At 44.5% G+C, this 26,631-nt stretch carries 28 protein-coding genes and 1 tRNA gene; 15 read left to right on the top strand and 14 right to left on the bottom strand.

Translation table 11 applies throughout. From position 1 onward, the window contains the following. The first annotated feature begins 164 nt into the window (after nucleotides 1-164). Nucleotides 165-2,747, top strand: a complete 2,583-nt coding sequence (gene mutS / locus B5D54_RS14895) for a DNA mismatch repair protein MutS (protein WP_078927352.1) — start codon at nucleotides 165-167, stop codon at nucleotides 2,745-2,747. Between the two features lie 63 nt (nucleotides 2,748-2,810). On the opposite strand, the gene rpoS is transcribed toward mutS, so the two are convergent. From rpoS to folB, 11 genes are all read right to left on the bottom strand, one after another. Further along, nucleotides 2,811-3,800, bottom strand: a complete 990-nt coding sequence (gene rpoS / locus B5D54_RS14890; RefSeq protein ID WP_078927351.1) for an RNA polymerase sigma factor RpoS — start codon at nucleotides 3,798-3,800, stop codon at nucleotides 2,811-2,813. Between the two features lie 66 nt (nucleotides 3,801-3,866). After that, on the bottom strand, nucleotides 3,867-4,763 hold the full coding sequence (gene nlpD, locus B5D54_RS14885; RefSeq protein WP_422398704.1) for a murein hydrolase activator NlpD: 897 nt from the start codon (nucleotides 4,761-4,763) through the stop codon (nucleotides 3,867-3,869). 50 nt (nucleotides 4,764-4,813) lie between these two features. Further along, nucleotides 4,814-5,440, bottom strand: coding sequence for a protein-L-isoaspartate(D-aspartate) O-methyltransferase (locus B5D54_RS14880; RefSeq protein ID WP_078927349.1), 627 nt, complete (start codon nucleotides 5,438-5,440; stop codon nucleotides 4,814-4,816). A gap of 4 nt (nucleotides 5,441-5,444) precedes the next feature. Beyond that, complete coding sequence (gene surE, locus B5D54_RS14875) at nucleotides 5,445-6,200, bottom strand: 5'/3'-nucleotidase SurE (RefSeq protein ID WP_078927348.1); 756 nt, start codon at nucleotides 6,198-6,200, stop codon at nucleotides 5,445-5,447. Further along, the gene (gene truD, locus B5D54_RS14870; RefSeq protein ID WP_078927347.1) at nucleotides 6,193-7,239 is read right to left on the bottom strand and encodes a tRNA pseudouridine(13) synthase TruD; all 1,047 of its coding nucleotides are present in this window, start codon (nucleotides 7,237-7,239) and stop codon (nucleotides 6,193-6,195) included. The genes surE and truD overlap by 8 nt, the downstream gene beginning before the upstream one ends. A gap of 44 nt (nucleotides 7,240-7,283) precedes the next feature. Further along, entirely contained in the window at nucleotides 7,284-7,763 is a 480-nt protein-coding gene (ispF, locus tag B5D54_RS14865) for a 2-C-methyl-D-erythritol 2,4-cyclodiphosphate synthase (protein WP_078927346.1), read from the bottom strand. Then, entirely contained in the window at nucleotides 7,760-8,461 is a 702-nt protein-coding gene (ispD, locus tag B5D54_RS14860; RefSeq protein ID WP_078927345.1) for a 2-C-methyl-D-erythritol 4-phosphate cytidylyltransferase, read from the bottom strand. Before ispD ends, ispF begins: the two co-directional genes overlap by 4 nt. Further along, the gene (gene ftsB, locus B5D54_RS14855; protein ID WP_078927364.1) at nucleotides 8,461-8,742 is read right to left on the bottom strand and encodes a cell division protein FtsB; all 282 of its coding nucleotides are present in this window, start codon (nucleotides 8,740-8,742) and stop codon (nucleotides 8,461-8,463) included. The genes ispD and ftsB overlap by 1 nt, the downstream gene beginning before the upstream one ends. A gap of 140 nt (nucleotides 8,743-8,882) precedes the next feature. Further along, a complete protein-coding gene (locus B5D54_RS14850; RefSeq protein ID WP_078927344.1) occupies nucleotides 8,883-9,686 on the bottom strand; it encodes an undecaprenyl-diphosphate phosphatase in 804 nt (267 codons plus the stop codon). Nucleotides 9,687-9,697: 11 nt separating this feature from the next. Further along, the gene (gene folK / locus B5D54_RS14845) at nucleotides 9,698-10,192 is read right to left on the bottom strand and encodes a 2-amino-4-hydroxy-6-hydroxymethyldihydropteridine diphosphokinase (RefSeq protein ID WP_078927343.1); all 495 of its coding nucleotides are present in this window, start codon (nucleotides 10,190-10,192) and stop codon (nucleotides 9,698-9,700) included. After that, nucleotides 10,189-10,542 carry a bifunctional dihydroneopterin aldolase/7,8-dihydroneopterin epimerase gene (gene folB / locus B5D54_RS14840; RefSeq protein ID WP_078927342.1) on the bottom strand — a complete coding sequence of 118 codons (354 nt, stop codon included), beginning with the start codon at nucleotides 10,540-10,542 and terminating at the stop codon, nucleotides 10,189-10,191. The genes folK and folB overlap by 4 nt, the downstream gene beginning before the upstream one ends. A gap of 189 nt (nucleotides 10,543-10,731) precedes the next feature. Here folB and plsY point away from each other — a divergent pair, with 189 nt between their 5' ends. Then, on the top strand, nucleotides 10,732-11,334 hold the full coding sequence (plsY, locus tag B5D54_RS14835; RefSeq protein WP_078927341.1) for a glycerol-3-phosphate 1-O-acyltransferase PlsY: 603 nt from the start codon (nucleotides 10,732-10,734) through the stop codon (nucleotides 11,332-11,334). Between the two features lie 117 nt (nucleotides 11,335-11,451). On the opposite strand, the gene tsaD is transcribed toward plsY, so the two are convergent. Beyond that, nucleotides 11,452-12,468 carry a tRNA (adenosine(37)-N6)-threonylcarbamoyltransferase complex transferase subunit TsaD gene (tsaD, locus tag B5D54_RS14830; protein ID WP_078927363.1) on the bottom strand — a complete coding sequence of 339 codons (1,017 nt, stop codon included), beginning with the start codon at nucleotides 12,466-12,468 and terminating at the stop codon, nucleotides 11,452-11,454. Nucleotides 12,469-12,709: 241 nt separating this feature from the next. Here tsaD and rpsU point away from each other — a divergent pair, with 241 nt between their 5' ends. From rpsU to B5D54_RS14785, 9 genes are all read left to right on the top strand, one after another. Next, nucleotides 12,710-12,925 carry a 30S ribosomal protein S21 gene (rpsU, locus tag B5D54_RS14825; protein ID WP_004396009.1) on the top strand — a complete coding sequence of 72 codons (216 nt, stop codon included), beginning with the start codon at nucleotides 12,710-12,712 and terminating at the stop codon, nucleotides 12,923-12,925. A 27-nt stretch (nucleotides 12,926-12,952) separates the two neighbouring features. Next, a complete protein-coding gene (locus B5D54_RS14820; RefSeq protein ID WP_078927340.1) occupies nucleotides 12,953-13,396 on the top strand; it encodes a GatB/YqeY domain-containing protein in 444 nt (147 codons plus the stop codon). 95 nt (nucleotides 13,397-13,491) lie between these two features. After that, nucleotides 13,492-15,246, top strand: a complete 1,755-nt coding sequence (gene dnaG / locus B5D54_RS14815; RefSeq protein WP_078927339.1) for a DNA primase — start codon at nucleotides 13,492-13,494, stop codon at nucleotides 15,244-15,246. A 97-nt stretch (nucleotides 15,247-15,343) separates the two neighbouring features. Then, entirely contained in the window at nucleotides 15,344-17,215 is a 1,872-nt protein-coding gene (rpoD, locus tag B5D54_RS14810; protein ID WP_078927338.1) for an RNA polymerase sigma factor RpoD, read from the top strand. 142 nt (nucleotides 17,216-17,357) lie between these two features. Next, a tRNA-Ile gene (locus B5D54_RS14805) sits at nucleotides 17,358-17,433 on the top strand. 98 nt (nucleotides 17,434-17,531) lie between these two features. Next, complete coding sequence (locus B5D54_RS14800) at nucleotides 17,532-18,623, top strand: site-specific integrase (protein ID WP_078927337.1); 1,092 nt, start codon at nucleotides 17,532-17,534, stop codon at nucleotides 18,621-18,623. A gap of 397 nt (nucleotides 18,624-19,020) precedes the next feature. Next, complete coding sequence (locus tag B5D54_RS14795; protein ID WP_078927336.1) at nucleotides 19,021-19,341, top strand: helix-turn-helix domain-containing protein; 321 nt, start codon at nucleotides 19,021-19,023, stop codon at nucleotides 19,339-19,341. Beyond that, complete coding sequence (locus tag B5D54_RS14790) at nucleotides 19,326-19,652, top strand: HipA N-terminal domain-containing protein (protein ID WP_078927335.1); 327 nt, start codon at nucleotides 19,326-19,328, stop codon at nucleotides 19,650-19,652. Before B5D54_RS14795 ends, B5D54_RS14790 begins: the two co-directional genes overlap by 16 nt. Then, a complete protein-coding gene (locus tag B5D54_RS14785) occupies nucleotides 19,636-20,682 on the top strand; it encodes a type II toxin-antitoxin system HipA family toxin (protein WP_078927334.1) in 1,047 nt (348 codons plus the stop codon). The genes B5D54_RS14790 and B5D54_RS14785 overlap by 17 nt, the downstream gene beginning before the upstream one ends. A gap of 47 nt (nucleotides 20,683-20,729) precedes the next feature. Here the strand turns inward: B5D54_RS14785 and B5D54_RS14780 are convergent, their stop codons facing one another. Both B5D54_RS14780 and B5D54_RS14775 read right to left on the bottom strand, forming a co-directional pair. Next, on the bottom strand, nucleotides 20,730-21,560 hold the full coding sequence (locus tag B5D54_RS14780) for a hypothetical protein (protein WP_078927333.1): 831 nt from the start codon (nucleotides 21,558-21,560) through the stop codon (nucleotides 20,730-20,732). A gap of 86 nt (nucleotides 21,561-21,646) precedes the next feature. After that, the gene (locus B5D54_RS14775) at nucleotides 21,647-22,600 is read right to left on the bottom strand and encodes a toll/interleukin-1 receptor domain-containing protein (protein WP_078927332.1); all 954 of its coding nucleotides are present in this window, start codon (nucleotides 22,598-22,600) and stop codon (nucleotides 21,647-21,649) included. A 937-nt stretch (nucleotides 22,601-23,537) separates the two neighbouring features. Between B5D54_RS14775 and B5D54_RS14770 the strand changes: the two genes are divergently transcribed. The 4 genes from B5D54_RS14770 (at nucleotide 23,538) to traI (ending at nucleotide 26,604) form a co-directional block, all read left to right on the top strand. After that, entirely contained in the window at nucleotides 23,538-23,777 is a 240-nt protein-coding gene (locus B5D54_RS14770) for a plasmid-related protein (RefSeq protein WP_078927331.1), read from the top strand. Between the two features lies 1 nt (nucleotide 23,778). Then, nucleotides 23,779-24,123 (top strand): TraK family protein, encoded by a 345-nt coding sequence (locus B5D54_RS14765; protein WP_078927330.1) that lies wholly within the window; start codon nucleotides 23,779-23,781, stop codon nucleotides 24,121-24,123. Nucleotides 24,124-24,463: 340 nt separating this feature from the next. Beyond that, nucleotides 24,464-24,826, top strand: coding sequence for a conjugal transfer transcriptional regulator TraJ (gene traJ, locus B5D54_RS14760; protein ID WP_078927329.1), 363 nt, complete (start codon nucleotides 24,464-24,466; stop codon nucleotides 24,824-24,826). A gap of 5 nt (nucleotides 24,827-24,831) precedes the next feature. Continuing rightward, on the top strand, nucleotides 24,832-26,604 hold the full coding sequence (gene traI, locus B5D54_RS14755; protein WP_078927328.1) for a TraI/MobA(P) family conjugative relaxase: 1,773 nt from the start codon (nucleotides 24,832-24,834) through the stop codon (nucleotides 26,602-26,604). Nucleotides 26,605-26,631 lie beyond the last annotated feature (27 nt).

The following is a 26,631-nucleotide window of genomic DNA, read 5'->3' as shown; positions in this document are numbered from 1 at the left end:
TTGATTGCTCAGCAATAGCGAAATTTGTTATTCTCTCTAGCTATTTTCAAGTTCGGATCAGAGATTACCCCGAGATCGGAACACAACTACTCCAGCGGCTTTCTCTCACAGTGAAAACGCTTTTACTGTCAGCAACACGACTTGGTAACCGAGTGACAAATAACATGAGTATATCCAGCGCTTCTTCAGTAGAGTCTGAGCAACAACACACCCCGATGATGCGACAATATCTGAAGCTCAAAGCAGAAAACCCAGATATTTTACTGTTTTATCGCATGGGGGATTTTTACGAACTGTTTTACGATGACGCCAAGCGAGCTTCACAGCTGTTGGATATTTCGCTGACAAAACGTGGCGCTTCCGCAGGTGAACCCATTCCAATGGCAGGCGTACCCTATCATGCTGTTGAAGGCTACCTTGCCAAGCTGGTTCATCTTGGTGAATCAGTGGCTATCTGTGAGCAGATTGGCGATCCGGCCACCAGCAAAGGCCCAGTAGAAAGAAAGGTGGTACGAATTGTCACTCCCGGCACCATTACCGATGAAGCCTTACTTTCAGAACGAAGTGATAATCTGATTGCTGCCATTTACCATCAAGAAGGTAAATTTGGTTATGCTACTCTCGACATAACTTCAGGTCGTTTTCAACTCTGTGAGCCAGCATCATTCGAATCAATGACGGCAGAATTGCAGCGCACCTCTCCGAGAGAATTGCTGTTTCCTGAAGACTTTTCCCCCGTTCAATTAATGGCAAACCGAAAAGGCAATCGCCGCCGCCCAATATGGGAGTTTGAACTCGATACCGCCAAACAGCAGCTTAATCAACAATTTGGCACTCGTGATTTAATCGGGTTTGGTGTTGAACAAGCCAAATTGGGGCTGTGCGCCGCTGGATGTTTAATTCAATACGTCAAAGATACCCAGCGCACCGCACTGCCGCATATCCGTTCGCTCACTTTCGATAGCCAAGATCAGTCCGTGATTCTTGATGCCGCCACTCGCCGTAATTTGGAACTCACACAAAACTTATCGGGCAGTAGTGACAACACGCTAGCAGAAATTTTAGATCATTGCGCAACGCCAATGGGTAGCCGTATGCTCAAGCGCTGGATTCATCAACCCATGCGCTGTATCGAGAGTTTAAATCAGCGACTAGATGCCATTGGTGAAATTAAGCAGCAAGCCCTTTTTGCCGATTTACACCCCATACTCAAACAAATTGGTGATATTGAACGGATTTTGGCTCGTCTAGCCCTACGTTCGGCTCGGCCACGCGATCTCGCTCGCCTACGTAATGCGCTACAACAGCTGCCAGAACTCAATGAATGGTTGTCTTCGCTCTCACTCCCTTATTTACAACAACTTCGCCAAGATGCACAGCCGATGGATGAGCTGTGTCAATTACTTGAGCGAGCCATCAAAGATAACCCTCCGGTCGTTATCCGAGATGGTGGAGTACTAGCGGATGGATACAATGCCGAATTGGATGAGTGGCGTAACTTAGCGGCAGGAGCAACCGAATACCTTGAACAGTTAGAAGCCGAAGAGCGTGAACGTCACGGTATTGATACGCTCAAAGTCGGTTATAACAACGTACATGGTTTTTATATTCAGGTCAGCCGAGGGCAAAGCCACTTGGTGCCACCACACTATGTGCGTCGTCAAACATTAAAAAATGCCGAACGTTATATCATTCCTGAGCTGAAAGAGCATGAAGACAAAGTATTGAACTCCAAGTCAAAAGCTCTGGCATTAGAAAAACAGCTATGGGATGAATTATTCGATCTCTTACTTCCTGATTTAGAGCGTATGCAAAATTTAGCCTCTGCTCTCTCTCAGTTAGATGTGTTACAAAACTTAGCGGAAAGAGCAGAAAGTTTAGATTACTGCCGTCCAACATTAAGCCAAGAAGTAGGGCTACATATTCAAGCCGGTCGCCACCCTGTGGTTGAACAAGTGATGGATGCTCCTTTTATTGCCAACCCTGTTGAGCTGCACCCACAGCGGAAAATGTTAATCATTACCGGTCCCAATATGGGGGGAAAATCCACCTATATGCGTCAAACAGCTTTAATTGCGTTAATGGCACATATTGGAAGTTATGTCCCCGCGGAATCTGCTCAAATTGGAGTGCTGGATCGTATTTTTACTCGTATTGGCGCATCCGATGATCTCGCCTCGGGTCGTTCTACTTTTATGGTTGAAATGACAGAAACTGCCAATATTTTGCACAATGCAACCCAGCGTAGCCTTGTATTGATGGATGAAATAGGTCGAGGCACCAGCACCTATGACGGTCTGTCACTTGCCTGGGCAAGCGCGGAATGGTTAGCAAAAAAAATTGGGGCTCTGACCCTATTTGCTACTCATTACTTTGAGTTAACCGAGCTCCCCAATAGTTTACCGCATTTAGCCAATGTTCATTTAGATGCGGTTGAACATGGTGATAGCATCGCGTTTATGCATGCCGTACAAGAAGGCGCCGCTAGTAAATCCTATGGATTGGCGGTTGCTGGTTTAGCAGGAGTTCCGAAGGCTGTGATCACACAAGCTCGAGCCAAACTCTCTCAGCTAGAACAACTGAGTTTGCCATCAGAGAGAAAAGCAACCCATGTTGATATTGCCAATCAACTGAGTTTGATCCCTGAACCCAGTGAAGTAGAACAAGCCTTGTCTAGTATTGACCCTGATGATCTAACCCCTCGCCAAGCGCTAGAAGCTTTATATCGTTTAAAGAAAATGCTGTAGCAAAATATCCAAAGAATTCAGGCACTCAACGAGTGCCTGAATGGGGGAATAGCGGGAAAGTGGTTATCCATCATTCTCAATAGTAAACAAAGCTTCCATATTCAACCCTTGTTTGAGTAAGATTTCGCGTAAACGGCGCAGCCCCTCAACTTGGATCTGCCTCACTCGCTCACGAGTTAGGCTTATTTCTCTCCCAACTTCTTCAAGAGTTGATGGTTCATAGCCCAGTAAACCGAAACGCCGCGCAAGCACCTCTTTTTGTTTCGGATTAAGTTCATCTAGCCAGTTAACCAGCGAATCTCTAATATCATCATCTTGTATCGAAAATTCAGGATCAGAATTATTTGCATCCGGTAAAATATCCAGCAACGCTTTGTCTCCATCCCCACCAATGGGGGTGTCTACCGAACTAATACGTTCATTTAAGCGCAGCATTTTATTGACATCATCCACGGGTTTATCCAGTTCTGCCGCAATTTCTTCTGCGGTCGGTTCATGATCCAATCGTTGGGAAAGTTCACGCGCTGTACGTAAGTAAATATTCAGCTCTTTAACCACATGAATGGGTAGACGGATCGTACGAGTTTGGTTCATCAATGCACGTTCTATCGTTTGCCGAATCCACCAAGTCGCATAGGTTGAAAAACGAAAACCACGTTCTGGATCAAATTTTTCTACCGCTCGGATTAACCCTAAGTTACCTTCTTCAATTAAATCCAATAAAGCGAGCCCTCGGTTACTGTATCGGCGGGAAATTTTCACCACTAACCGTAGGTTACTTTCAATCATACGTTTACGAGCGGCATCATCGCCCCGCAATGCTCGCCGTGCGTAGAGAACTTCTTCTTCAGCCGTCAGCAAAGGCGAAAAACCGATTTCACTTAGGTACATTTGTGTTGCATCTAAGCTTTTGCTTGATGCGTCATACTCTTCTCGGAGGTTAGTGTGGGTAGGTGGTTGTTCAATCACAGAGTCAGACTCTAGAGCATTGAAAACCTCGGGGTCAAAATCAAAATCTTCGACTTTAGTTACTGTTGTATTGCTGATACTCATAACGCCTCCCCTGGCGAGCTAGCAAGACATTAAAACATCAAATGTCAGATATCACTCTTAACTAGTTTATGGTAAATAGCGTTGTGGATTCACAGGTTTCCCTTGATAACGAATTTCAAAGTGTAAACGGACACTGTTGGTTCCTGAGCTCCCCATGGTAGCAATTTTCTGACCCGCTTTAATACTTTGCCCTTCTTTTACCAGCAGTTGATCATTATGGGCATAAGCGCTTAAGTAATGATCATTGTGCTTGATAATAATCAGGTTTCCATAGCCTCGTAGGGCATTACCTGAATACACAACACTTCCGGCGGCAGTTGAAATAATAGGCTGACCACGTTGCCCTGCTATATCAATCCCTTTATTTCCTTGATCACCAGCCGAGAAGCTTTTAATGACTCTTCCTTTCGTTGGCCACAACCATTTAGCTACCTTATCATTAGGTTGTTTCGACTTAATTACAGTTTTGTTATTAACATTTTCTTTACTTTCACCACCAACATACGCTTTTGTTTTTTCCGGATCAATAGGTTTTGTTGCGGTTTGGCTCACAGAGGAAGGGACTTTTTTATTATTTTGAGACGTTGATACAGGATTAGAGTTCTTACTCGTACTCGGGGTCGGTGGAGAGACGACAGGCACACTTGCCGTATTAGAACGAGCAGGAGCAGTAGACGTAGATACAACAGCAGCGCCAGCGCCAGTACCACCATAAGCTGGAGGCGTATAAGCTGGGATCCAGAGACGTATTTTCTGACCTGGATGGATGGTGTAAGGAGGCTGCAACTGGTTGTAACGAATCAGATCATTAACATCTTTGTCTGTAATATAAGATATAAAGTAGAGCGTATCCCCCTTCTTTACTTCGTAGTAACTCCCCCGATAGCTGCCTCTAGAGATGGAATTATAATCTTTATTCAGCCCCGAGACAGGAGCAGGAGTTAGCGATGTGCAGCCTAACATAAAGCCACACACTCCTACTATCCAAGCATATCGAAGCAGAAACTTGATCATTATGCTAATTCACCCGCCACTAAAGGAACAAAACGCACCATTTCGACCACATCCGTTATCCACGTATCCCCTTGACGAATAATTTTTAGTAATTGCTGCTCATCTCCCCCAACAGGGATAACGAGACGCCCACCATCATTGAGCTGTTCAAGCAGTGCTTGCGGGATCTCTTGTGCAGCCGCAGTAACGATAATGGCATCAAAAGGGGCTTTAGCAGACCAACCTTGCCAACCATCGCCATGCTTGGTGGAAACATTATAAATATCCAGTTGTTTCAAACGACGTTTGGCTTCCCACTGTAACGTTTTAATCCGCTCAATAGAAAAGACATGATCCACAAGTTGAGCCAGTATTGCCGTTTGATACCCCGAGCCCGTTCCTACTTCTAATACTCGACTAGTCGGAGTCAGCCCCAATATCTGGGTCATTTTTGCTACAATATAGGGCTGAGAGATGGTTTGCCCAAGCCCGATAGGTAAAGCGTTATTATCATACGCTTGATGCATCATGGCTTGAGAAACAAAGCATTCACGGGGCAAGGCATGAATAGCCGACAAGACTTGATGATCATCAATACCTTGGCTGATTAAAAATTCAATTAATTTATCCGCTTTCGGGTTTGCCATCGATTTATTCCTTCACCCACTCAGCCATCGCAGTCAGAGACTCATGTGCCGTAAGATCCACCAAAATGGGCGTAATGGAGACCAATTTATGCTCCACAGCATGAAAATCTGTCCCTCTTCCGGCATCTTGTTCCCGCCCTGGAGGACCTAACCAATAAATAGCATGACCACGAGGATCTTGTTGCTTAATCATGTTTTCAGCATGATGCCGCGCACCTAAACGAGTGACTTGAATTCCCTCAACTTGTTCAAATGGCAGATCGGGAATATTCACATTAATTAAACGATTCGTCGGGATCGGAGAGGACAAATGCTGCAAAACCAATTGACGAGCAATTTTTCCCGCTGTAGCAAAATGTCGCTTGCCGACGAGTGAAAAGGCTATCGACTGAACCCCTAAGAAATGCCCTTCCATTGCTGCCGCGACAGTGCCTGAATACAGTACATCATCACCAAGATTTGCTCCGTGATTAATACCACTAAGCACTAAATCAGGTAAATCATCTTTGAGTAACTCATTGAGCGCAAAATGAACACAGTCCGTTGGCGTGCCTTGCACCGAATACGTATTCGGTTCAATATTAGTCACTCGTAATGGCTGATCTAAGGTTAATGAGTTTGATGCCCCAGAGCGATTCCGGTCAGGAGCCACAATCACAATCTCCGCCAAATCCGCTAAAGCATATGCGAGAGCATGTATCCCTTCGGCATACACTCCATCATCATTACTTAGTAATACTTTTAGTTTTTTTCTACTCATAGACTCGTTCAACGGGGATCTCTTCAACTAACTCACGAATAATAGAAGTAGCAAAACTACCCGCGTCTAACGTAAATTTGAGTTTGATGGTATTGCCTTCAACTTCCCAACTGAAATGTTGAGGAATAAGCGAAATCGCACGTCGTTCATGACGCATACGATTACCTCGAATTAAAGCCATGAGCTCAGGCTCAGCATCCAGCTCTCGTTGCTCAATCAGTAATGCTTCTTTTTCGGTAGGTAAAGCATTATCTCCAGCTAGTGCCGCTGAAACTTGCACTTGTTGCAGAGCAAGCTGCTGATTAAATTCGGCTAATTGTTCAGCTGAGATCAAAATGGCTTGTCCTTCTTTTAAAGCGATATCCCCTTCAATAAAGCGATCAAAGCAACCGACTTGAATTCGCTGAGAAACAATATGGTTGAAGATCCATGAACGGGCCGCCGAGAGATACAAGCTGCGTTGATTTTGATTACGAGAACGAACGTTATCTCGCCCCCAACGACGCGCTTCCGTAACATTATTCCCATCTCGACCAAAACGCTGTTGACCAAAATAGTTGGGAACCCCTTGTTGGGCAATAATGGGTAAACGTCGCATGACCTCGTCCATGTCACTGACTTCACTCAACAACAACTCAAAGTGATTACCACGTAGATCGCCTGGACGCAGTTTCTTGTGATGCCGAGTCATCGCTAGCACTTCAATGCTGGGATATTGCGCTTCAAATGCCGCTAAATTAGGAAATTTTCCATCCGGAAGATAAACACTCAGCCACTGCTCGGTGACAGCATGACGATCTTTTAAGCCTGCCCAGCCCACGTCTTTAGACTTGACGCCACAGGCCTTTGCCAACTCATTGGCAACAAAACTGGTATTTTCACCTGTTTTGCGAATACAGACCATGACATGTTCACCTTGCCCAGAAAACTCATAGCCTAAGTCTTCAACCACTTTAAAATGCTCTGGGGCAGCTTTAATTTTTGCTTTTGCGATAGGTTGACCACACAAGTAGGCCAACGGGGAGAGAAGATCGCTCATTTAATAATCTCGTTATTTAGGCGTAAGCTCAGGGTGAGTAGTATTTATTCGACTTTAACCAATAAAACAACCGCTTCACAGGCTATGCCTTCTTTACGCCCAGTAAACCCTAAACGCTCAGTCGTAGTGGCTTTGACATTAATATTGCCAAGCTCAGTTTGTAAATCTTCACTAATGGTACGACACATTGCATCAATGTGCGGAGCCATTTTTGGTGCTTGAGCTAAAAGGGTGATGTCAGCGTTACCTAATTGGTAACCTTGTTGTTTGACACGCTGATATACATCTCTTAGCAAAACACGACTGTCTGCCCCTTTCCACTCTTCATCCGTATCTGGAAAGTGGCGGCCAATATCGCCTGCTGCAATCGCACCGAGTAAAGCGTCACATAACGCATGCAGTGCAACATCACCATCGGAATGAGCAATAAGACCTTGTTCATAAGGAATGGCCACGCCGCCAATCATTATCGGGCCCTCTCCCCCAAATTTATGTACATCAAAACCATGACCAATGCGTATCATCTTTTTTCCTTACTCCGATTTAAATAGAACTCGGCGAGAGCGAGATCTTCAGGCTGGGTAATTTTAATGTTGTCCGCACGCCCAGAAACTAATGCTGGTTTTTGCCCTATCCACTCTAATGCAGAAGCCTCATCAGTAATGATAGCTTGCTCAGTCAGGGCGTTTTCCAGTGCCGACAACAATGATTCAACAGGGAACATTTGCGGCGTTAAGGCATGCCAAAGTGCTTCTCTATCTACCGTCTGCTCAATCGTATTGGTTAGATTCCCTCGTTTCATGGTGTCACGTACAGGAGAAGCTAAAATCGCCCCGACAGGATGAGACTGAGCACACTCAATTAATTGAGTAATATCACCTTGGGTAATACAAGGGCGAGCTGCATCATGCACCATCACCCATGAACTCAATTTTTTTTGGCTGACTAAACGCAAAGCATTCAGCACTGAGTCGGCTCGCTCTTTGCCACCATTAGTACGAATCACTCTTGGATGATGAGCCAGCGGAAGGGCGCAGAAATAAGGATCGTCTTCACTGACAGCGACCACGACATTACCGATGCGAGGATGAGCCAGCAAAGCCGAAACGGTATGCTCAAGCACGGTGTGCTCTCCTAGCATGAGATATTGTTTAGGGCGATCAGCTTGCATACGTTTCCCAACACCTGCAGCCGGAACAATGGCGGTGATCAATGTCGTCATTAACGCGACTCCTCACCGATGACCCGAAAAAAAGTTTCCCCTTCTTTCACCATTCCCAGCTCATGTCGAGCCCGCTCTTCAATGGCATCTAATCCTTGACGCAAATCATCAATTTCCGCAAACATTTCTTGATTTCTCTGCTGTAAATTGCTGTTCACTTGCTCTTGAACGACGATTTCACTGGCGACTAATCGATAGTCTGCAATCCCGTTTTTTCCTAGCCATAAATGGTATTGGAGCCAACCAAATAACAACAATAACGTTATTGCAAATACTCGCATCACATCCACACTTACGGGCCATGACTGCACCATACCAGCAGCACAGTAGGCGTTATTTAATAAGAAAATGGCCTACTTATACCATAAGCACAAAACTCAGGCGAGTAAGCATACACCCTGCTTCGTCATGATATCGTCATTTACTGGCTTAGCAGAAAAAGAAACAACCCCCCGCCTAAAATCAGCCGATAAATCACAAAGGGGGTCATTCCCATTCGTGAAATCAGTTTTAAAAAAAAGAAAATACACAGATAAGCACTCACAAAAGAAGTGATAATGCCTGTGAGTAAAAAATTCACCTCAACCGGCTCACCACTCGCTACTAACTGTAAGCCTAAGTAGCCACCTGCAAGCGTAATAATAGGAATCGACATCAGAAAAGAAAAACGAGCCGCCGCTTCACGGGTGAAACCAAGATAAAGAGCCGCCGTAATGGTTGCCCCTGAACGCGAGGTGCCGGGAATAATCGCCAACGCTTGAGCCAATCCGACAAACAATGCTTGCTTCCACCCAGCTTGATATTCATCACTGACTAAGCGCGCTCGTTTATCCACAAACCACAGCAGTAAACCAAAAATGATCGTTGTGATGGCGATAACCCACGCACTGCGTAGATATAGCTCAACAATATCTTTCATTAATAAACCCAAAATACACGCCGGAATCGTAGCTAGAACGATCAACCACGCCAATTTCGCTTCTTTACTACGATCACCTTTAAAAATGGAAAGAGTAAAAGCATGAAGCAGTGTCACCACTTCATGACGAAAATATATCACCACCGCAGCCAGAGTGCCGACATGCACCGCCACATCAAAAGCTAAACCTTGGTCTTCCCACCCTAAAATAGCCGAAGGTAAAATTAAATGAGCAGAACTGGAAATAGGCAAAAATTCTGTTAACCCTTGAATAAGAGCCAGCATAAACGCTTCAAAATAATTCATTTTTTTCTCTACTAACGATTAATCGAAAACCATAATGGAACAGGCGTAAGTGATGACAAATTTGAAGCAGTAAGCCATACCTGCTCAATCGTTTGTCCATCTCCAGGAATAGATAACTGTGGACACAATTCATACAAAGGTTGAATCACAAAAGGGTAGTGATAAATGTCTGATCGTGGAATTATCGGAGTGTCAACAGAGACTACATCACCATACAAAATCAAGTCCAAATCTAACGTTCGGTCTTGGAACTTCTTTGCTTCGACCGCTCTTCCCCAGCGCAGTTCAATCTCACGCAGTTTTTTCACCAGCGCCGCTAAAGACAATGAAGTGTGTAGCTCAACCACAAGGTTATAAAAAGCATGGCTATCAAACCCCAACGAGTCACACTCATAAATGGTGGATAACCGCAGTTGCTCCCCGATTTGTGCTAATTCACGACAAGCCGCTTCAATATGCTTATGCCTCTGAAGGTTAGAACCAATGCCAATGTAGCTGGTGATCATGCCTGCCCTCGTTCAATGACGACACCTACCCCTTTAGCATGAGAAACAGCACCTGGCTTGGTTAATCGAATGCGTATCCAAGGAACAGAAAAACGGCGCATAATCAACTCTGCGACCTCTTCAGCCACGCGTTCCACCAATAAGAATCGCCCCTGTTCAATATGTTCAATCACCGCTTGGCTCACTTGCGCATAATCTAATGCCTCTGCGACATCATCACTTTTTCCTGCTGGGCGATTATCGTGTGCCATCTCCAGATCGAGCATTAATTTTTGCTTAATGGTTTGTTCCCAATCATAAACACCAATGGTGGTGATCACAGTTAACTGCTCGATAAAGACTTTATCCATGGTTGTATTACATCCTTTTTACAGGTCGGATACCCAAATTGAGTAAAAAAACGTACTATTGTGGTTAATCGAGATATCATATACCTAAACCACCTCTTGATGCGAAATTCACGTGAGAATTTTTATTTTTGAGCTTGGTTAACAAGGACTTGTAAACCTCGCCTAGCAAAATCACCATTTGAGGGTTCTATGACGCCATTGGTACTGACTATGATCATTTGCGCCTATTTACTGGGTTCCATATCCAGTGCGGTGTTGATTTGTCGCGTACTACGCTTACCAGATCCTCGCGCAGTCGGCTCACACAATCCAGGAGCGACCAATGTCTTACGTATTGGAGGGAAAAAAGCCGCAATAGCCGTTTTACTGTGTGACATGCTAAAAGGAACCCTTCCTGTCTGGGGAGGATATTACTTAAGTATCGATCCATTAATGCTTGGTTTAGTGGGCATAGCGGCTTGTCTTGGTCATATGTACCCACTCTTCTTTCATTTTAAAGGTGGAAAAGGCGTCGCTACCGCATTAGGGGCCATCGCCCCCATTGGATTCGATTTAACAGGAATGGTCATAGCAACGTGGTTAGCCGTTGCCGTCATTTTTCGTTACTCATCACTGGCCGCTCTTATTACCGTCCTTTTGACCCCTTTTTACACTTGGATGGTCAAACCACAATATACCTTACCCGTTGCCATGCTCTGCTGTTTGATAGTCCTTCGCCATCAGCAAAACATTAAACGTCTTTTCACTGGTACTGAGCCCAAAGTGGGAGAAGGCAAACCCTCTAACGATTAGTTTTAGTAAGCTAGTCGACTTGCTCACCCGCCTTAAATTCAACATGAATATCTTTGCCGCTAGCAGAGCGATTTAGGTAGGAAAAATATACGGCCACCAAAGGTGACCGTCGTATGATTAAACAATTGCGGAAAGTTGATCAATCGGCCAACGAGGTTTTGCTTCAATACTGAGATCTGTCACATCGCCATTTTTTAAACGTTGCATACCTGCATAAGCGATCATTGCACCATTATCAGTACAAAATTCGGTACGAGGGTAATACACTTCACCCCCAACTTTTTTCGCTAACTTCGCCAATTCTTCACGCAGTTGTTTGTTAGCACTCACCCCACCAGCAATCACAATGCGCGTCATTCCCGTTTGCTCCAATGCACGTTTACACTTAATCACTAACGTGTCACATACCGCCTCTTGGAAAGCGTAAGCAATATCCGCCCGCGTTTGTTCATCCTCTCCATTAGCCGCAATCGTATTGGCTGTGAAAGTTTTTAGCCCAGAAAAACTCATATCTAACCCCGGGCGATCCGTCATTGGACGAGGAAATTTAAAACGCCCTGGCGTCCCTTTTTCAGCCAAGCGAGCTAATAATGGCCCACCGGGGTAATCAAGCCCCATCAACTTAGCCGTTTTATCAAAAGCCTCACCCGCTGCATCATCAATCGACTCACCCAAAATGGTATAATCACCAATGCCTTTCACTTCCACCATCATGGAATGTCCACCAGAAACCAATACGGCGACAAATGGAAATGGGGGCGGATTATCTTCCAACATCGGAGCCAGTAAATGCCCTTCCATATGATGAACAGCTACCGCAGGCACATTCCAAGCGTAAGCCAAACTGCGTCCAATGGTTGCACCAACTAATAAGGCCCCCACCAAACCCGGCCCTGCAGTATAAGCCACACCATCAATATCATCAGGGGTGATATTCGCCTCAGCCATCGCGGCTTTAATTAAAGAAATGGTTTTTTTTACATGGTCACGCGAAGCAAGTTCAGGAACCACACCACCATAATCGGCATGCAGTTTAACTTGGCTATAGAGCTTATGAGCCAACAAGCCTTGTTGGTCGTCATAAATCGCAATTCCTGTTTCATCACAAGACGTTTCAATTCCAATAATGCGCATAGTCTTCTCAGCACGCTGTCTGCTATCAATCAAAATTGTGCTCATGTTACCTCGCCTTCACGCCACAAACAAATGTTGTGCAGACAGTAAACAACAAAGTGCTTTACAAAAGGATAGCGATCGGATTAAAATTCGGCACCATTTTTGATCAAGCTGGTTCTCGTCCTAGTTAACAGATTATCTTGTTACTTTGGTCACAAAATGCCAGCGTTAACGAATTAACCCCTGAGGTGAAAGGCATATGCCAATAGTTAAAGTACGTGAAAACGAACCGTTCGACGTAGCACTACGTCGTTTTAAGCGCTCTTGCGAAAAAGCAGGTATCCTTTCTGAAGTGCGTCGTCGTGAGCACTACGAAAAACCAACTACTGTTCGCAAACGTGCTAAAGCAGCTGCTCAAAAGCGTCACGCTAAGAAGCTAGCTCGTGAAAACGCTCGTCGCGTTCGCCTGTACTAATAACTGACTCTCAAAAAGGAATCAGTTATGGCTCTGATTGACACTCTCAAAGAAGAGCAAAAATTAGCGATGAAAGCCAAGGACAAAGCGCGCCTTGGCACTATTCGTTTAGCCCTCTCAGCCATTAAGCAACGAGAAGTTGACGAGCAGATCACTCTGAACGATGACGACATTATTGCTGTGCTCACTAAGATGGTTAAACAACGTCGTGACTCTGTTGCGCAGTACGAAGCAGCGAATCGTCAAGATCTCGCTGATGTGGAAACAGCAGAAATCACTGTCCTTGAGGAATTTATGCCTCAACCTTTGACTGAAGAAGAAATCAAGGCATTCATTGAAGATGCAATGACGGAATCTGAAGCCTCAGGTATGCAAGACATGGGCAAAGTGATGGCTATCCTGAAACCACAAATTCAAGGGCGTGCAGATATGGGTAAAGTGAGCGGTTTGGTTCGCGCTAAACTCGTTTAATCCCACACCCAATTGCATCAAGCCGTGCTATCTTTTGGTAAGCACGGCTTGTTCGTATCTACACTTTTTGTTTTTTTATCTCTTTTTTAGGTTGTATGGCAGGACAAATTCCCCGTAGTTTCATTGATGATCTGCTTGCTCGACTCGATATTGTCGACATCATTGACGCACGCGTAAAACTTAAAAAAAAGGGAAAAAACTACAGCGCTTGTTGCCCTTTTCATAATGAGAAAACCCCTTCTTTTAGCGTTAGCCAAGAAAAACAGTTCTACCACTGCTTTGGCTGTGGCGTACACGGCAATGCGATCGACTTTCTCATGGAATATGAACGGCTTGAGTTTCCAGAAGCGATTGAAGAACTCGCTTCATCACTTGGGCTAGAAGTTCCCCGAGAAGAACGCTCCGGTGGCCCTTTTAATAAACAAGCCCCTCGCACGAATAGTGAAGAAAAACGGACTCTCTATGATCTCATGGGCAGCATTGCGCAGTTCTATCGCCAACAATTAAAAGCACCGACTAGCCGCCAAGCCATTGAATATTTAAAAAATCGAGGCTTATCCGGCGAGATAGTCCAAAAATTTGGCATCGGTTATGTCGCCGATGAATGGGATCTCGTTCGTAAAAACTTTGGCCAAAGTCAACAAAATCAAGATATGCTCGTCACTGGCGGTATGCTGATCGAAAACGACAAAGGCAACCGCTATGATCGCTTTCGTGGTCGAATCATGTTCCCCATACGAGATCGCCGTGGACGCGTGATCGGCTTTGGTGGCCGAGTTATTGGAGATGGAACGCCTAAATACCTGAACTCACCAGAAACACCCATTTTTCATAAAGGGAAAGAACTTTATGGGCTCTACGAAGTCTTAGAAGCCTACAGAGAGCCAGAACAGATTTTAGTGGTAGAAGGCTATATGGATGTGGTTGCGCTCGCGCAATATGGGGTTGATTACTCTGTAGCCTCATTGGGCACTTCAACAACGGGCGATCATCTCCAACTGTTATTTAGACAAACCAATACCGTTGTTTGCTGCTACGATGGTGACCGAGCAGGAAGAGAAGCCGCTTGGCGAGCTTTAGAAAATGCGCTCAGTTATTTAAAAACGGGCAACATTCTTAAATTTCTCTTTCTACCGGATGGTGAAGACCCAGACAGCTATATCCGAACCCAAGGTAGAGCACGTTTTGAACAAGCAGTAAAAGAAGCCAAGCCGCTTTCAAGTTACCTCTTTGATAACTTAATTGAGACCCACGCCATTAATTTAGGTACGGTTGAAGGGAAATCGACCTTACGCACTTTATCAGGTGAGTTAATCGAGAAAATTCCCGATCCCGGTTTTCAGCAAGAACTGGATGAAAAACTAGACAAATTAACGGGGTTTATGGGCCATAAACGGCAACGCAGCTCGTCACAAAACACTCGCCCTCAGCCACACAAGAAGATAACACTCACCCCCATGCGTGCAGTTATCGCTTTGCTTGTGCAAAATCCGAGCTATGCTGAAATGGTTCCCGATCTTTCTAGCGTGAAAGAATTAGCCCTACCGGGACTGAGTTTATTGGTTGAGGTGCTTGAAAATTGCCAACAATACCCCCATATCACTACGGGCCAATTACTTGAACATTGGCGTAATAGTAAAAATGAGGCACTGCTGTCTCGTCTGGCAAGTTGGGAAATCCCTCTTGTCGAAGACAACCAAGAAGAACTATTTTTAGACTCATTGGACAAAATTCTTGCCCAGTGCGTAGAAAAACAAATTGAAAACTTGCAGGCGAAAGAAAGAAGCGTCGGCTTATCAGCCGATGAAAGAAGGGAGCTAGTAGCATTAATGCTAGAATTAAAAGCGTAACCCAGTTTAAATAGTCAGCAACGAATAAATTTGTTAATATACATGGTTTGCATTTCGCATACTATTCCTTCACCAGATACGAAGTTGGATACCGTCTATGGATCAAAATCCGCAGTCACAGCTAAAATTACTTGTCATTAAAGGCAAGGAACAAGGCTATCTGACCTACGCCGAAGTAAATGACCACCTACCTGCTGAAATCGTCGATTCCGAGCAAGTAGAAGATATTATTCAGATGATCAACGACATGGGCATCAAAGTCGTGGAAACGGCCCCTGATGCTGATGATCTCGCCTTAAGCGATGACAATACGATCACTGATGAAGATGCGGCTGAAGCCGCTGCCGCAGCGCTTTCAAGCGTAGAAAGCGAGATTGGTCGAACTACCGATCCTGTACGCATGTATATGCGTGAAATGGGAACGGTCGAACTACTGACTCGTGAAGGTGAGATTGATATTGCTAAGCGCATTGAAGATGGTATCAACCAAGTTCAAAGCGCTGTTGCTGAATATCCAGGCACAATTCCTTATATCCTTGAACAATTCGATAAAGTTCAAGCAGAAGAGCTACGCCTAACCGACCTAATTTCCGGTTTCATCGATCCTAATGAAGATGGAGCAACGGCTCCAACTGCAACTCACATCGGCTCAGAGCTTACCGGCGCTGATCTCGATGATGACAAAGATCTTGATGATGAAGACGAAGATGAGGACGAAGACGGTGATAGCAGCGATGATGATGCTGAAGAAGAAACCGGCATCGATCCTGAACTTGCTCTAGAAAAATTTACCGAATTACGCAATAAGTACCAAGACTTACAGCTAGCGATCAATGAACACGGTAACGATAGCAATAAAACTCAGCAAGCATCTGAGTTAATGCTCGATATTTTCCGTGAGTTCCGCTTAACACCGAAACAGTTTGATCATCTCGTTGATACACTTCGTACCTCAATGGATCGCGTGCGCACTCAAGAACGTTTGATCATGAAATCGGTTGTTGAAGTAGCGAAGATGCCTAAAAAATCATTTATCGCACTCTTTACCGGTAATGAATCAAGCGAAGCATGGCTTGATCAAGTACTCGCTTCAGATAAGCCTTATGTTGAAAAAATTCGCGCCAATGAAGAGGCGATTCGTCGCTCAATCCAAAAGCTACAAATCATTGAGCAAGAAACCTCACTCGATGTGAGCCGCATCAAAGATATCAGCCGCCGCATGTCTATCGGTGAAGCTAAAGCTCGCCGTGCGAAGAAAGAAATGGTCGAAGCAAACTTACGTTTGGTTATTTCTATTGCTAAAAAATACACCAACCGCGGTCTACAATTCTTGGATTTAATTCAAGAAGGTAACATTGGCCTAATGAAAGCCGTTGATAAATTTGAATATCGTCGCGGTTATAAATTTTCAACCTATGCAACATGGTGGATTCGTCAGGCAATCACACGTTCCATTGCAGACCAAGCTCGTACCATTCGAATTCCGGTTCATATGATCGAAACGATCAATAAACTGAATCGAATCTCACGACAAATGCTGCAGGAAATGGGCCGAGAGCCTCTGCCAGAAGAATTGGCAGAACGCATGCAAATGCCAGAAGACAAAATCCGTAAAGTATTAAAAATTGCCAAAGAACCCATCTCCATGGAAACCCCCATCGGTGACGATGAAGATTCACATCTCGGTGATTTTATTGAAGATACAACACTTGAGCTACCGCTAGACTCAGCAACAGCAACCAGTCTAAGAGCAGCCACTCGTGATGTACTTGCAGGCCTTACCCCTCGTGAAGCAAAAGTACTCCGTATGCGCTTTGGTATCGACATGAATACAGACCACACTCTGGAAGAAGTCGGAAAACAATTTGATGTCACACGTGAACGTATCCGTCAAATTGAAGCCAAAGCACTGCGTAAACTTCGTCACCCAAGCCGCTCAGAAACCCTGCGCAGCTTCCTTGATGAATAAGTATTAAGTATGAACTAAAAAGGTGAGCAAAAGCTCACCTTTTTTTATCGCACAAGTGGCTAAGTGAATAAAAACTAAGCGCTATTACCCTATTTTGCGGCTAGACAGACACTCAGCCTTCCCCTATAATCACACACCTATCGGCCCCTTAGCTCAGTGGTTAGAGCAGTCGACTCATAATCGATTGGTCCGCAGTTCAAGTCTGCGAGGGGCCACCATTCAAATCAAGCACTTATCGCTTACTCTCCTTTGAATGTTGCCTTTTATTCCGTCCCGAGGTACAAAATCAGTACAGTACGCATTCGGGAGTACTCACATGGCAACTTTAGTTAAAACTACTTCAGGCACCTGGAAAGCAGTTATTCGAAAAACAGGCTGGCCGACGACGTCCAAAACTTTTCGTCTTAAACGCGATGCCGAGGATTGGGCAAGACGCACTGAAGATGAAATTGTGCGTGGCGTCTACATCAAACGTTCCTCGTCTGAACGACTCACCATTGAAGAAGCATTGAAACGCTACCTGGCAGAAATCTCACCGACCAAACGACCAGCGACCGCTGCCTGTGATGCAAGACATTCCAAACCGATTATCAAAGCACTGGGGAAATACTCCCTGGCCGCCCTGACTCCAGAAATCATTGCCAAGTATCGAGACGACCGGTTAGCTGGCCTAGACCGTTGCGACGCCAGAGGTAACCCAGCACCCAAGCCACGCTCACCTAATACCGTTCGCATTGACCTTGCCCTGCTCAGTCACCTGTACAACATTGCGATTAAAGAATGGGGTATCGGCCTGGCAATTAACCCGGTTCAGAATATTCGTAAGCCCTCACCGCCTTCTGGCCGGGAACGACGCTTGACCGAGGAAGAAGAGCTACAGCTCCTAGAAGCCGTTGAGGCACACACCAATCCGATGCTGGCCTGGATTGTTCGTATCGCGCTGGAAACTGGTATGCGTTCATCTGAAATCACTTCTCTGCGCCGCTCTCAGGTCGATTTAAAAAAGCGTGTGGTTTTCCTGGTCGAAACCAAAAACACCATGCCGAGAACCGTTCCGCTTTCTCTCCTGGCGTTAGAATCCTTTAAGCAGGCAATTAATAATCCGGTACGGCCCATTGATACCGACCTGATTTTCTTTGGCGAACCAGGCAAAGACGGCAAGCGACGCCCGTATAACTTCAACAAGGTGTGGATGAAGATTAAGGCTAAGATTGGCCTGAAGGATTTTAAATTCCACGACCTGCGCCACGAGAGCGTCAGCCGCTTGGTTGAAGGCGGGCTAAGTGATCAGCAAGTCGCCGCCATCAGCGGTCACAAATCCATGCAGATGCTACGCCGCTACACTCACCTCAGAGCAGAAGACCTGGTTGAAGAGCTGGACGCAATTGCGAAAGGGAAAAAGGCTTAGCTAAACCGCCCCTCAAGTGTCAATGAAATGAGGATTAGTGCTGTGTAACCTGGCTATGAGCAGTGGACAGGGCTGATTTATTGACACTTGGGGGGCATCAATATCGATACAACCTCAGAAGTGCTGGGGAGTTGGGTCACCGATATAGTATCTTTATCTTATACAGCACAGTTTATCTTTTAATTAAGTAGACTAGCCTAACGCATATGCCTTAGATGATTAAATCCCCAATTTATCAAACTGAACAGCACCAAAGGGTCACAAACAAGCCATTAAACAATCAAAAACAACCTTTAGGTCATTAATGGCACAAAAGTGATTTACATAGTCTACTTTTGAGCTTATATTTATATAAAGTTGACATACGGCTCATATTTGACACATTTAAGGCAACACTATGAATCCTAAAGTGCTACAACTTCGAAATCTCACAAGTAAGCTTGAGTCCGAAATTCACGAAGTTTTCGAAGAGATGCTTAACAACGTTGAAACCTCAAGCAACCGCCCTATTTCAAGTTACTCTATTTACGAAACGAACACTCTGATTGATGATATGCAATCACGAAAGAAAAGTATCTCATTAGAAGACCTTGAATTGCAGACGGATATTTCTAGATCAACGATAAAACGAATGCTTAAAGACCCAAGTAAGACTTCGCTAGAAAACTTTTTAGCCGTTGCTAACGAACTAGGAATGAAAATATGGATCGAAAAGTAAAAGTTCTTTTGTACGGAAAGTTTTGCGGTGTTTTGTCTCAAAATGAACAAGGTTTTACATTCGAATATGAGCCTAGCTACAAAGGCCGTAGCTTATCGCTGAGTATGCCTGTCGAAGATGGACCATTTGAGAGTACAGAGCTACATCCTTTCTTCCTAAGTCTTGCACCCGAAGGATGGCTGAAGAAGCGCTACTCAGAACTACAAAAAATTGATGAAAACGATCCGCTAGGTATGCTTTTGTCCAACGGCAAAAATTTACTTGGTGCAGTCCAACTGTTGAGATTAGAAGACCATGTATCCGAGCAATAGAAGTCTTATTAGCCTCGATGAGCTCAATGAACAAAATAGAGAACAAGTCGAGTATAAAAAAGGTGAAATCAAAACCCTACTAGGTTCAAATAGATTTCAGATCCAATTACCTTTTTCGCGAGCTGAATTTGTTACTGAGTTGCCAAAGAAACAAAAAGGCATGAGTATTTCCGGTTATCAACCAAAGCTTTCTCTTGCGATTAATGAAGAGAATCAGCTAGGGGTAGTGGAGGACAAGGCTCTATTTATTCTCAAGCCTTCACCCGAAGAATTTCCTAATCTTGCTGAAAACGAGCACGCGACAATGTTAGTAATGAAATCCCTCGGTTTCGATACGCCTCCATTTGGATTAGTTCGATTTAATGATAAGAACGGAGAAGGTGAACTCGCATTTATTATTAGGCGCTATGACCGCTTAAACGCAGGCGAAGAAGCTATTCATCAAGAGCAATTGGATGCCGCAATGGACGTGCGTGAAAAGTACGGGAAGACAAAAGGCGATACTGAGGGATACGTTAGTTACGAGCAAGCCTGTAAGTTCTTAATTGATAAAGTAGACGGCAGCTTAAACTTTAAGAAAGAGTTATTTAACCGAATACTAGTAGCCTACTTTCTCGGTAATAATGACCTACACCTTAGAAATATTGGTTTGCTGCTACCGGAGCAAGAGGCCACTCGGCTAGCGCCAATCTATGATTACGTATCTATAGCACCTTATCCAGACTACATCGCAAACGAGAACCCATTAGCATTACCCTTACTCGCTAGTGAAGAAGGCGACAATGGCAATACAAGTGGCTATCAGTCACATTGTACCTACACCGGCTATGACTTCCTAACCTTCGCACAAAATATTGGCCTCAAGCCTAAATTAGCTACCAAAATGATCAATGATTTGTGCGCTAAGCAAGAGGCTATTATTGATATCTACCGTAATAGTTTTATGCCGCAAGAACACGTAGAGAAAGTAGCTGAATGGATATTGAGTCGAATTAACTATCTGAGTCAATTAGAGCATGTGACCATTTAGCATATAGAAGCCCTAGCTTTCTAGGGCTTTTTGATACTTGAACATTTTTAGCTTTTCTCGCAACTACCTAAATCAAACGATGGGCCTTCATCGGTGTAGGTAAGTATTATCGTTTTATCTTTATGCACCAGATATCTTTGATCCGCCTCTAGGTTCACACAATCTTCCCCATTGTAAAAAGATGACCAAACAATTATTTCCGACTTAACTGACTGAAGAGTAATATGTTTGTAACTAGGAGGAAACGTAAGAAACGCCACGAATACTACCATCGAAATGATTGCTGCCATAGGACGTGTATCAGAATCAAATCCTAGGTTTCGAGTCAGTTTCAAAAGAAATCCTATCTGGGGAGTCCCTAGTAAGATTCTGCTTAATGGATAGCGATTAAGGCGAATAAGCCCCCCCACAATTAACTGTCCCACCATAAAAATCAATGACATTGTCATAGCAATGAAAGTTAAAATGGTAACTGTTAATAAAGGTACATTTACTATTGCAATTAGCAATTGAGCCTCAGTAAGCTCATTTAAGCTAAATCCTGTAATAGCATATATGTCTTTTTTAGCTAATACATTTGAAGTAACAACTAGAGCAGAAAAAACTAAAGCAAACAACCACTTGAAAACAAGAAACTTATAGAGAACTTTACCTAACACATACAAATCAGTGAGAAAACCTAAAATAATGCAAATCACACTGATCCACAAAGAGGACTTTATAATTCCTGGGTCATGGCCCATTTCTTGAGCTACTTTCATAGCAACCAATGTGAACAATAAAAGGAAAAAACCAAAGTAATACAATCTTTCCGGTACAGGTTTTCTATAAAACTTTCTTCTTATTTTGAACCAAAACTTGTGCGCTTTATTAGCCAATGGGCAATCCTGTAGTAGATAACGCCTGCATTTTCGGCAGGCTTGGAGGGCAGTCCGAAAGACAACATACAATCGCTATAAACACGCTAAACCAATGCTCGACGTAGACTTGCTGAAACTTCGTAAATTTGAACCCTATCATCAATGGTTTTGGATAGTTTCACATGGTTATTTGATTCTAATACATTCAATATGTGGTTGATAATTACAATCGATTTATCGATTTTTTCTTGGATTTTAGAATTTGAATTTATGCCTTCATTAACAATAAGACTAATGACCTTCTCCAACGTTTCGGAGTAATCTACAATATATGAACGAGCATAGTTATCTAGACCATATGTCGTTACTCTGAAGTGGCATGAATAATTGTCTCCACTACCTCCAATAAATCGAGATACATCAAGGTATCCATTCTGTTCGAGTACCTCAATGCAGTCTTTGATTTCTGCTCGACTAAATCCCAACTTTTCTCCACTTCCGAACAATGACTCTGGATCAATCATAGTGTCTTCATGTTCAATAGCGTATTCACAAGACTCTTTTAAAACCAAGTTATCTGCTTTGGTTAAGCCTCCAATCTCATTATATACAGTTGTCGTATGCGCCGGAGCTTTACCTAAAGCTGGTTTATCGGTGGCACCAAAAATTGAAGACAAGACTCGCTTAAAATTTTGCTCGTAATTTTTTAAGTCAGGAATTGATTCCCAAAGAGTTGATGTAAGCGATTGAGGGACTTCACAATTATCTAATACAATTGGAATTATCTTTGTACCTTTAGACAACTTAGCAACAATGCTTGCGTTTAGCTCCTCGCGAACCCAAGGTTTTTTTATACTGTAACTTGAAAGCACTATGATAACTGCTTGAGCTTCTTTTAAACCTTCTTCAAAGATCTTATCAACTAAGCTATCACCAGGTAGCATCTCCCACTTATCTAACCAAGCATCTACACCATTTTCTCTCAACTTTGTTGCGAACTTGGTTACGAATCTTTCTTTATCTTCACTCGCATGACTTACAAAAACTTTAGGGTGCATAAATACTCCATATTTGCATATAAAAGCGTCTTGTCAGCAGACAATGTCTATTTGTAGCTTAGTTAAACACAGACATGAGAACCGCAATACACTGCTTTACCAACTTAATACTTCCACACTTACAGATTATGTATGACTACTCGCCAATAGACATTCAGGTTCATAATCTGCCATTAGAAAAAGTAGGTCAAGAACTGACTCTAGAATGCAGTTAAAAGTCTCAGGTTAGATGACTTTGGAGAGTTTTCGAGTTAAAAGTTACAGTTTGCGAACGTATCTATGTCGAAAGACAGTTCAAAAAAACCTTTCATATGTTAACAACACAGTCAGTGCGCCAGCGTTACTGAACCAATACCTTCAGAAGTACATACTTATTGACATTTGAGGGGCACGATCATTAGGACTGAAGATTTAGCTCCTATTTAGTAAAAATATCAGATCTTAATTTCACAAAAATTTAGAACATTTAGGAATAAACAGGGTTAATTTAAGAACCTACAGTAATTTAACTACAACTATTCTTATTCTAGTCACTATCCCTATCAATTCACCGTCTAGCCCCTAAACCTTCTATCTTCCCTTCCCTTTTAAATTATTAAAAACCAACATGAAAATAAAATAGCCTAATAAAAACAATTTATTAAATAAACAAAACTGCTAATAACTCATTTAATTTCGATATACCGAAATTAGTATATCCCTCGGACGAATTTTAGCGGCTAAAAAACTATTAAAAAATGGTGAAAACAAAAGATCAAACAAGCAAAAGTATAGCTAAACTTCGGCTAAAATCACCGAAAAAGCAGAAAAAAGCACGATTTGACGACTTCAACCATTTGTGATTACCTCAAAACAGTTCCCCCCACGCCATCACCTTAGACGCGGTCATAAAATAGTGTCCTGGTGAGCCGTTACGAACGTTAGGAAGGAGATCAACATGACTACTGAAGAATGGTTGTACAGCAAATACGGAAATTCACCGCTGCTTTCGTTTACCCAGGTTGCGGAGATCCTGCATCGCAGTCCTGAAGGACTGAGAATTACTCTTCGCACTAACTGCGATTTAGCCAATAAGCTGAAACCTAATCGACTCAAAATTGGCAGACGCGTCTATTTCAAAGTCTCCGATATAGCCAACTTAATTGACCAAGCCACACCGGAAAACATGGAGGCTTGATATGTCGGATTACGTCAAAGAGCTACAAGCCTGGATTATTAAGCGCCAGCCCAATACTCGCCCACCCACCAAGCAGGAAGTCCTGGCGACCTTCCTTGGCGTTCAATCCTTCGTCGAGGAAAGTATTGAGGCCGGATATAACCTCAAAACCATTTGGGAGTACCTGACGGAGCAGAAATATATCTCGTTCCGCTATGAAACATTTCTACGCTACGTAAAGCAGTACATCACGACAGTCCCCAAGCCCTGCACAACCAATAAGCCAGTGGAAGAGAAGCAAAACGTTTCTCGCAAAATCAGCGGATTTTCGTTTGATGCCAAGCCAAGTAAGCAGGACTTGATATGAATACGCAAGCACTCAGCTTACCCGCTGTCAGCTCGCAGTCGCTGCGCTACCAACGCGCAACACCGACACAACTTTGTGTGTTTTTCGCTGGTATTGATGCGGTTTGTTCGTGTTTTTGCCTGCTTTTGGGCTGGTTTACGCGCAGTTGCGCGACAGCAGCGCAGCATACTTGCGGTATCCAAAACACAGTTGCGGGTGATATTACGGGCAGGATAGGTGAAGTGGTCCCCCCGACAAGTCGGCGGTTACCTCTTCACTTCCCTTATTCGCGCCAGGGCGCTCAACGGTAATCCTGCCCTGCGGGGCCGAGTCAGTAACAGACGGTTCGCGGAGACAACACATGAATCATTCACAGAAAGTCACCAGGAAGAATACGACGCCAATTAAAGTCTATTGCCTGCCGGAAGAGCGTGAACGGATTGAAGCCAACGCCAAACAAGCCGGGCTGAGCGTATCCACTTACCTGCGCAGAATTGGTCAGGGACGCCAAGTGAAAAGCGTCGTCGATGCTGAGCAAGTTCGAGAGCTGGTTAAGGTAAACGGCGATCTTGGCCGTCTTGGCGGTTTACTCAAACTCTGGCTGACCAATGATGTTAAAGCAGCGCAAATCGGTGTGCCGACTATCAAAGCCGTGCTGAACCGGATTGATACCACCAAAGACCAGATGAGCACCATCATGGAGTCGGTCCTGCGCCAAAGGTGATAGTCATGATTGTTAAACACATTCCGATGCGTTCCACGCACAAATCTGATTTTGCCGGCTTAATCAATTACCTCACCGATGCTCAAAGCAAAGAGCACCGCTTGGGGCACGTAAAGCTGACGAACTGCCACGCCGTTTCCATCAGGGACGCAATCAGCGAAGTACTTGCCACTCAGCAGTCGAACACCCGGGCAAAGAACGATAAAACCTATCACCTGATCATCAGCTTCAGAGCCGGTGAACAGCTTGAGCAAGACGTACTTTCAGAGATTGAAAAACGTGTGTGTGACAGCCTTGGATTTAACGATCATCAACGTATCAGCGCCGTGCACAACGACACGGACAATCTGCATATCCATGTTGCCATCAATAAGATTCATCCCACGCGCCACACCATGCATGAACCGTATGCCGCCTATCGAACCTTGGCCGAACAATGTGAACAGTTAGAAAAAGCGTTTGGACTCCAGCAGGACAATCACACGCCGCAGCAAACTCACAACGCTGCGCGCGCGGCTGACATGGAGCGACACTCTGGTATTGAAAGTCTGGCTGGCTGGATTAAACGTGAGTGTATAGACGAGATTAAAGCTGCCCAGACCTGGGCTGAACTGCACGATACCTGCCGCGCACATGGCCTAACGCTATCGGCCAAAGGTAATGGCTTGGTTTTCTCGGCTAATAATGGCATCACGATCAAAGCCAGTACCGTTGCCCGAGATCTTTCAAAACCCAAGTTAGAAGCTCGATTCGGCGTTTTCCAATCGGCTCAGTTCGATAGCAATCACTCCGGCCAAGCCGCGCAGAGCAATTACCAAAAGCAACCGCTAAAAACACGCATCGATACCAGCGAACTGTATTCACGCTATCAGCGTGAGCAAAAGGCTCTCGCAACTCATAAGGCCACCGCTTTAGAGCAGCTTCGCCACAAGAAAAACCAGCAAATCATCAACGCCAAAAATAACAACAAGGTTCGCCGCGCCGCTATCAAGCTGACTGGCAGCGGTCGATTTACCAAACGCGTACTGTATTCCCAGGCGAGTCAGGCACTGCAAAGCCGCTTGGCCGCTATTCATAAACAATACCGACAAGAACGCCAACAGGTTTATCAAACTCACAGCAAGCGCACCTGGGCCGATTGGCTGAAACACCAAGCGCAACACGGCGACCAAACAGCATTAGCCGCGTTGCGAGCGCGAGAAGCAGCTCAGGCACTGAATGGCAACACGCTCCAGGGAAACGGACAGACACGAAAAGACCACGGCAGTGTGATCGATTCAATCACCAAAACCGGCACCGTTCTGTTTCGCTCCAAAAATGGCGCGGTCCGTGACGATGGTCAGCGCCTTCAGGTTTCAACTCAATCCGACTCCGAAGCGATAACTCAGGCGCTAAAAATAGCCCTGGAGCGTTATGGCAATCAAATCAGTGTCAATGGTTCTCCGGAATTTAAAGCTCGCGTGATCCGCGCAGCGGCAGACACCGGCCTGCCCCTCACTTTCAGCGATACAGGTCTGGAACAACGCCGACTCGCACTGCTGTCTGCCAATCATCAGGCCACACCGGCTAAGGCTCTACGCCGTGGTGTTCCACCGATTGGCAAAGCGCCGCCTGGCATCAGGCGCAACACGCTCAGCACTCTTGCTCAGCTTGATGTCATGCGTTTTGATAAACCTCAGGAGCAAAGGCCATCGGCGCTGGAACAACGCAAAACGCAACTGCGCGCTGAAATGGCTCAGAAAAAACAGAAACAAGCCAAGAAGAGCAGAAGTCGATAAACCACTTAAACGTCAGTAAGGAATACA

The organism is Vibrio cincinnatiensis DSM 19608 (assembly GCF_900167345.1).
GTDB classification, from domain to species: Bacteria; Pseudomonadota; Gammaproteobacteria; order Enterobacterales; family Vibrionaceae; genus Vibrio; species Vibrio cincinnatiensis.
The sequence above is the reverse complement of the archived record's forward strand: the minus strand, read 5'-3'. Positions and strand labels throughout refer to the sequence as shown.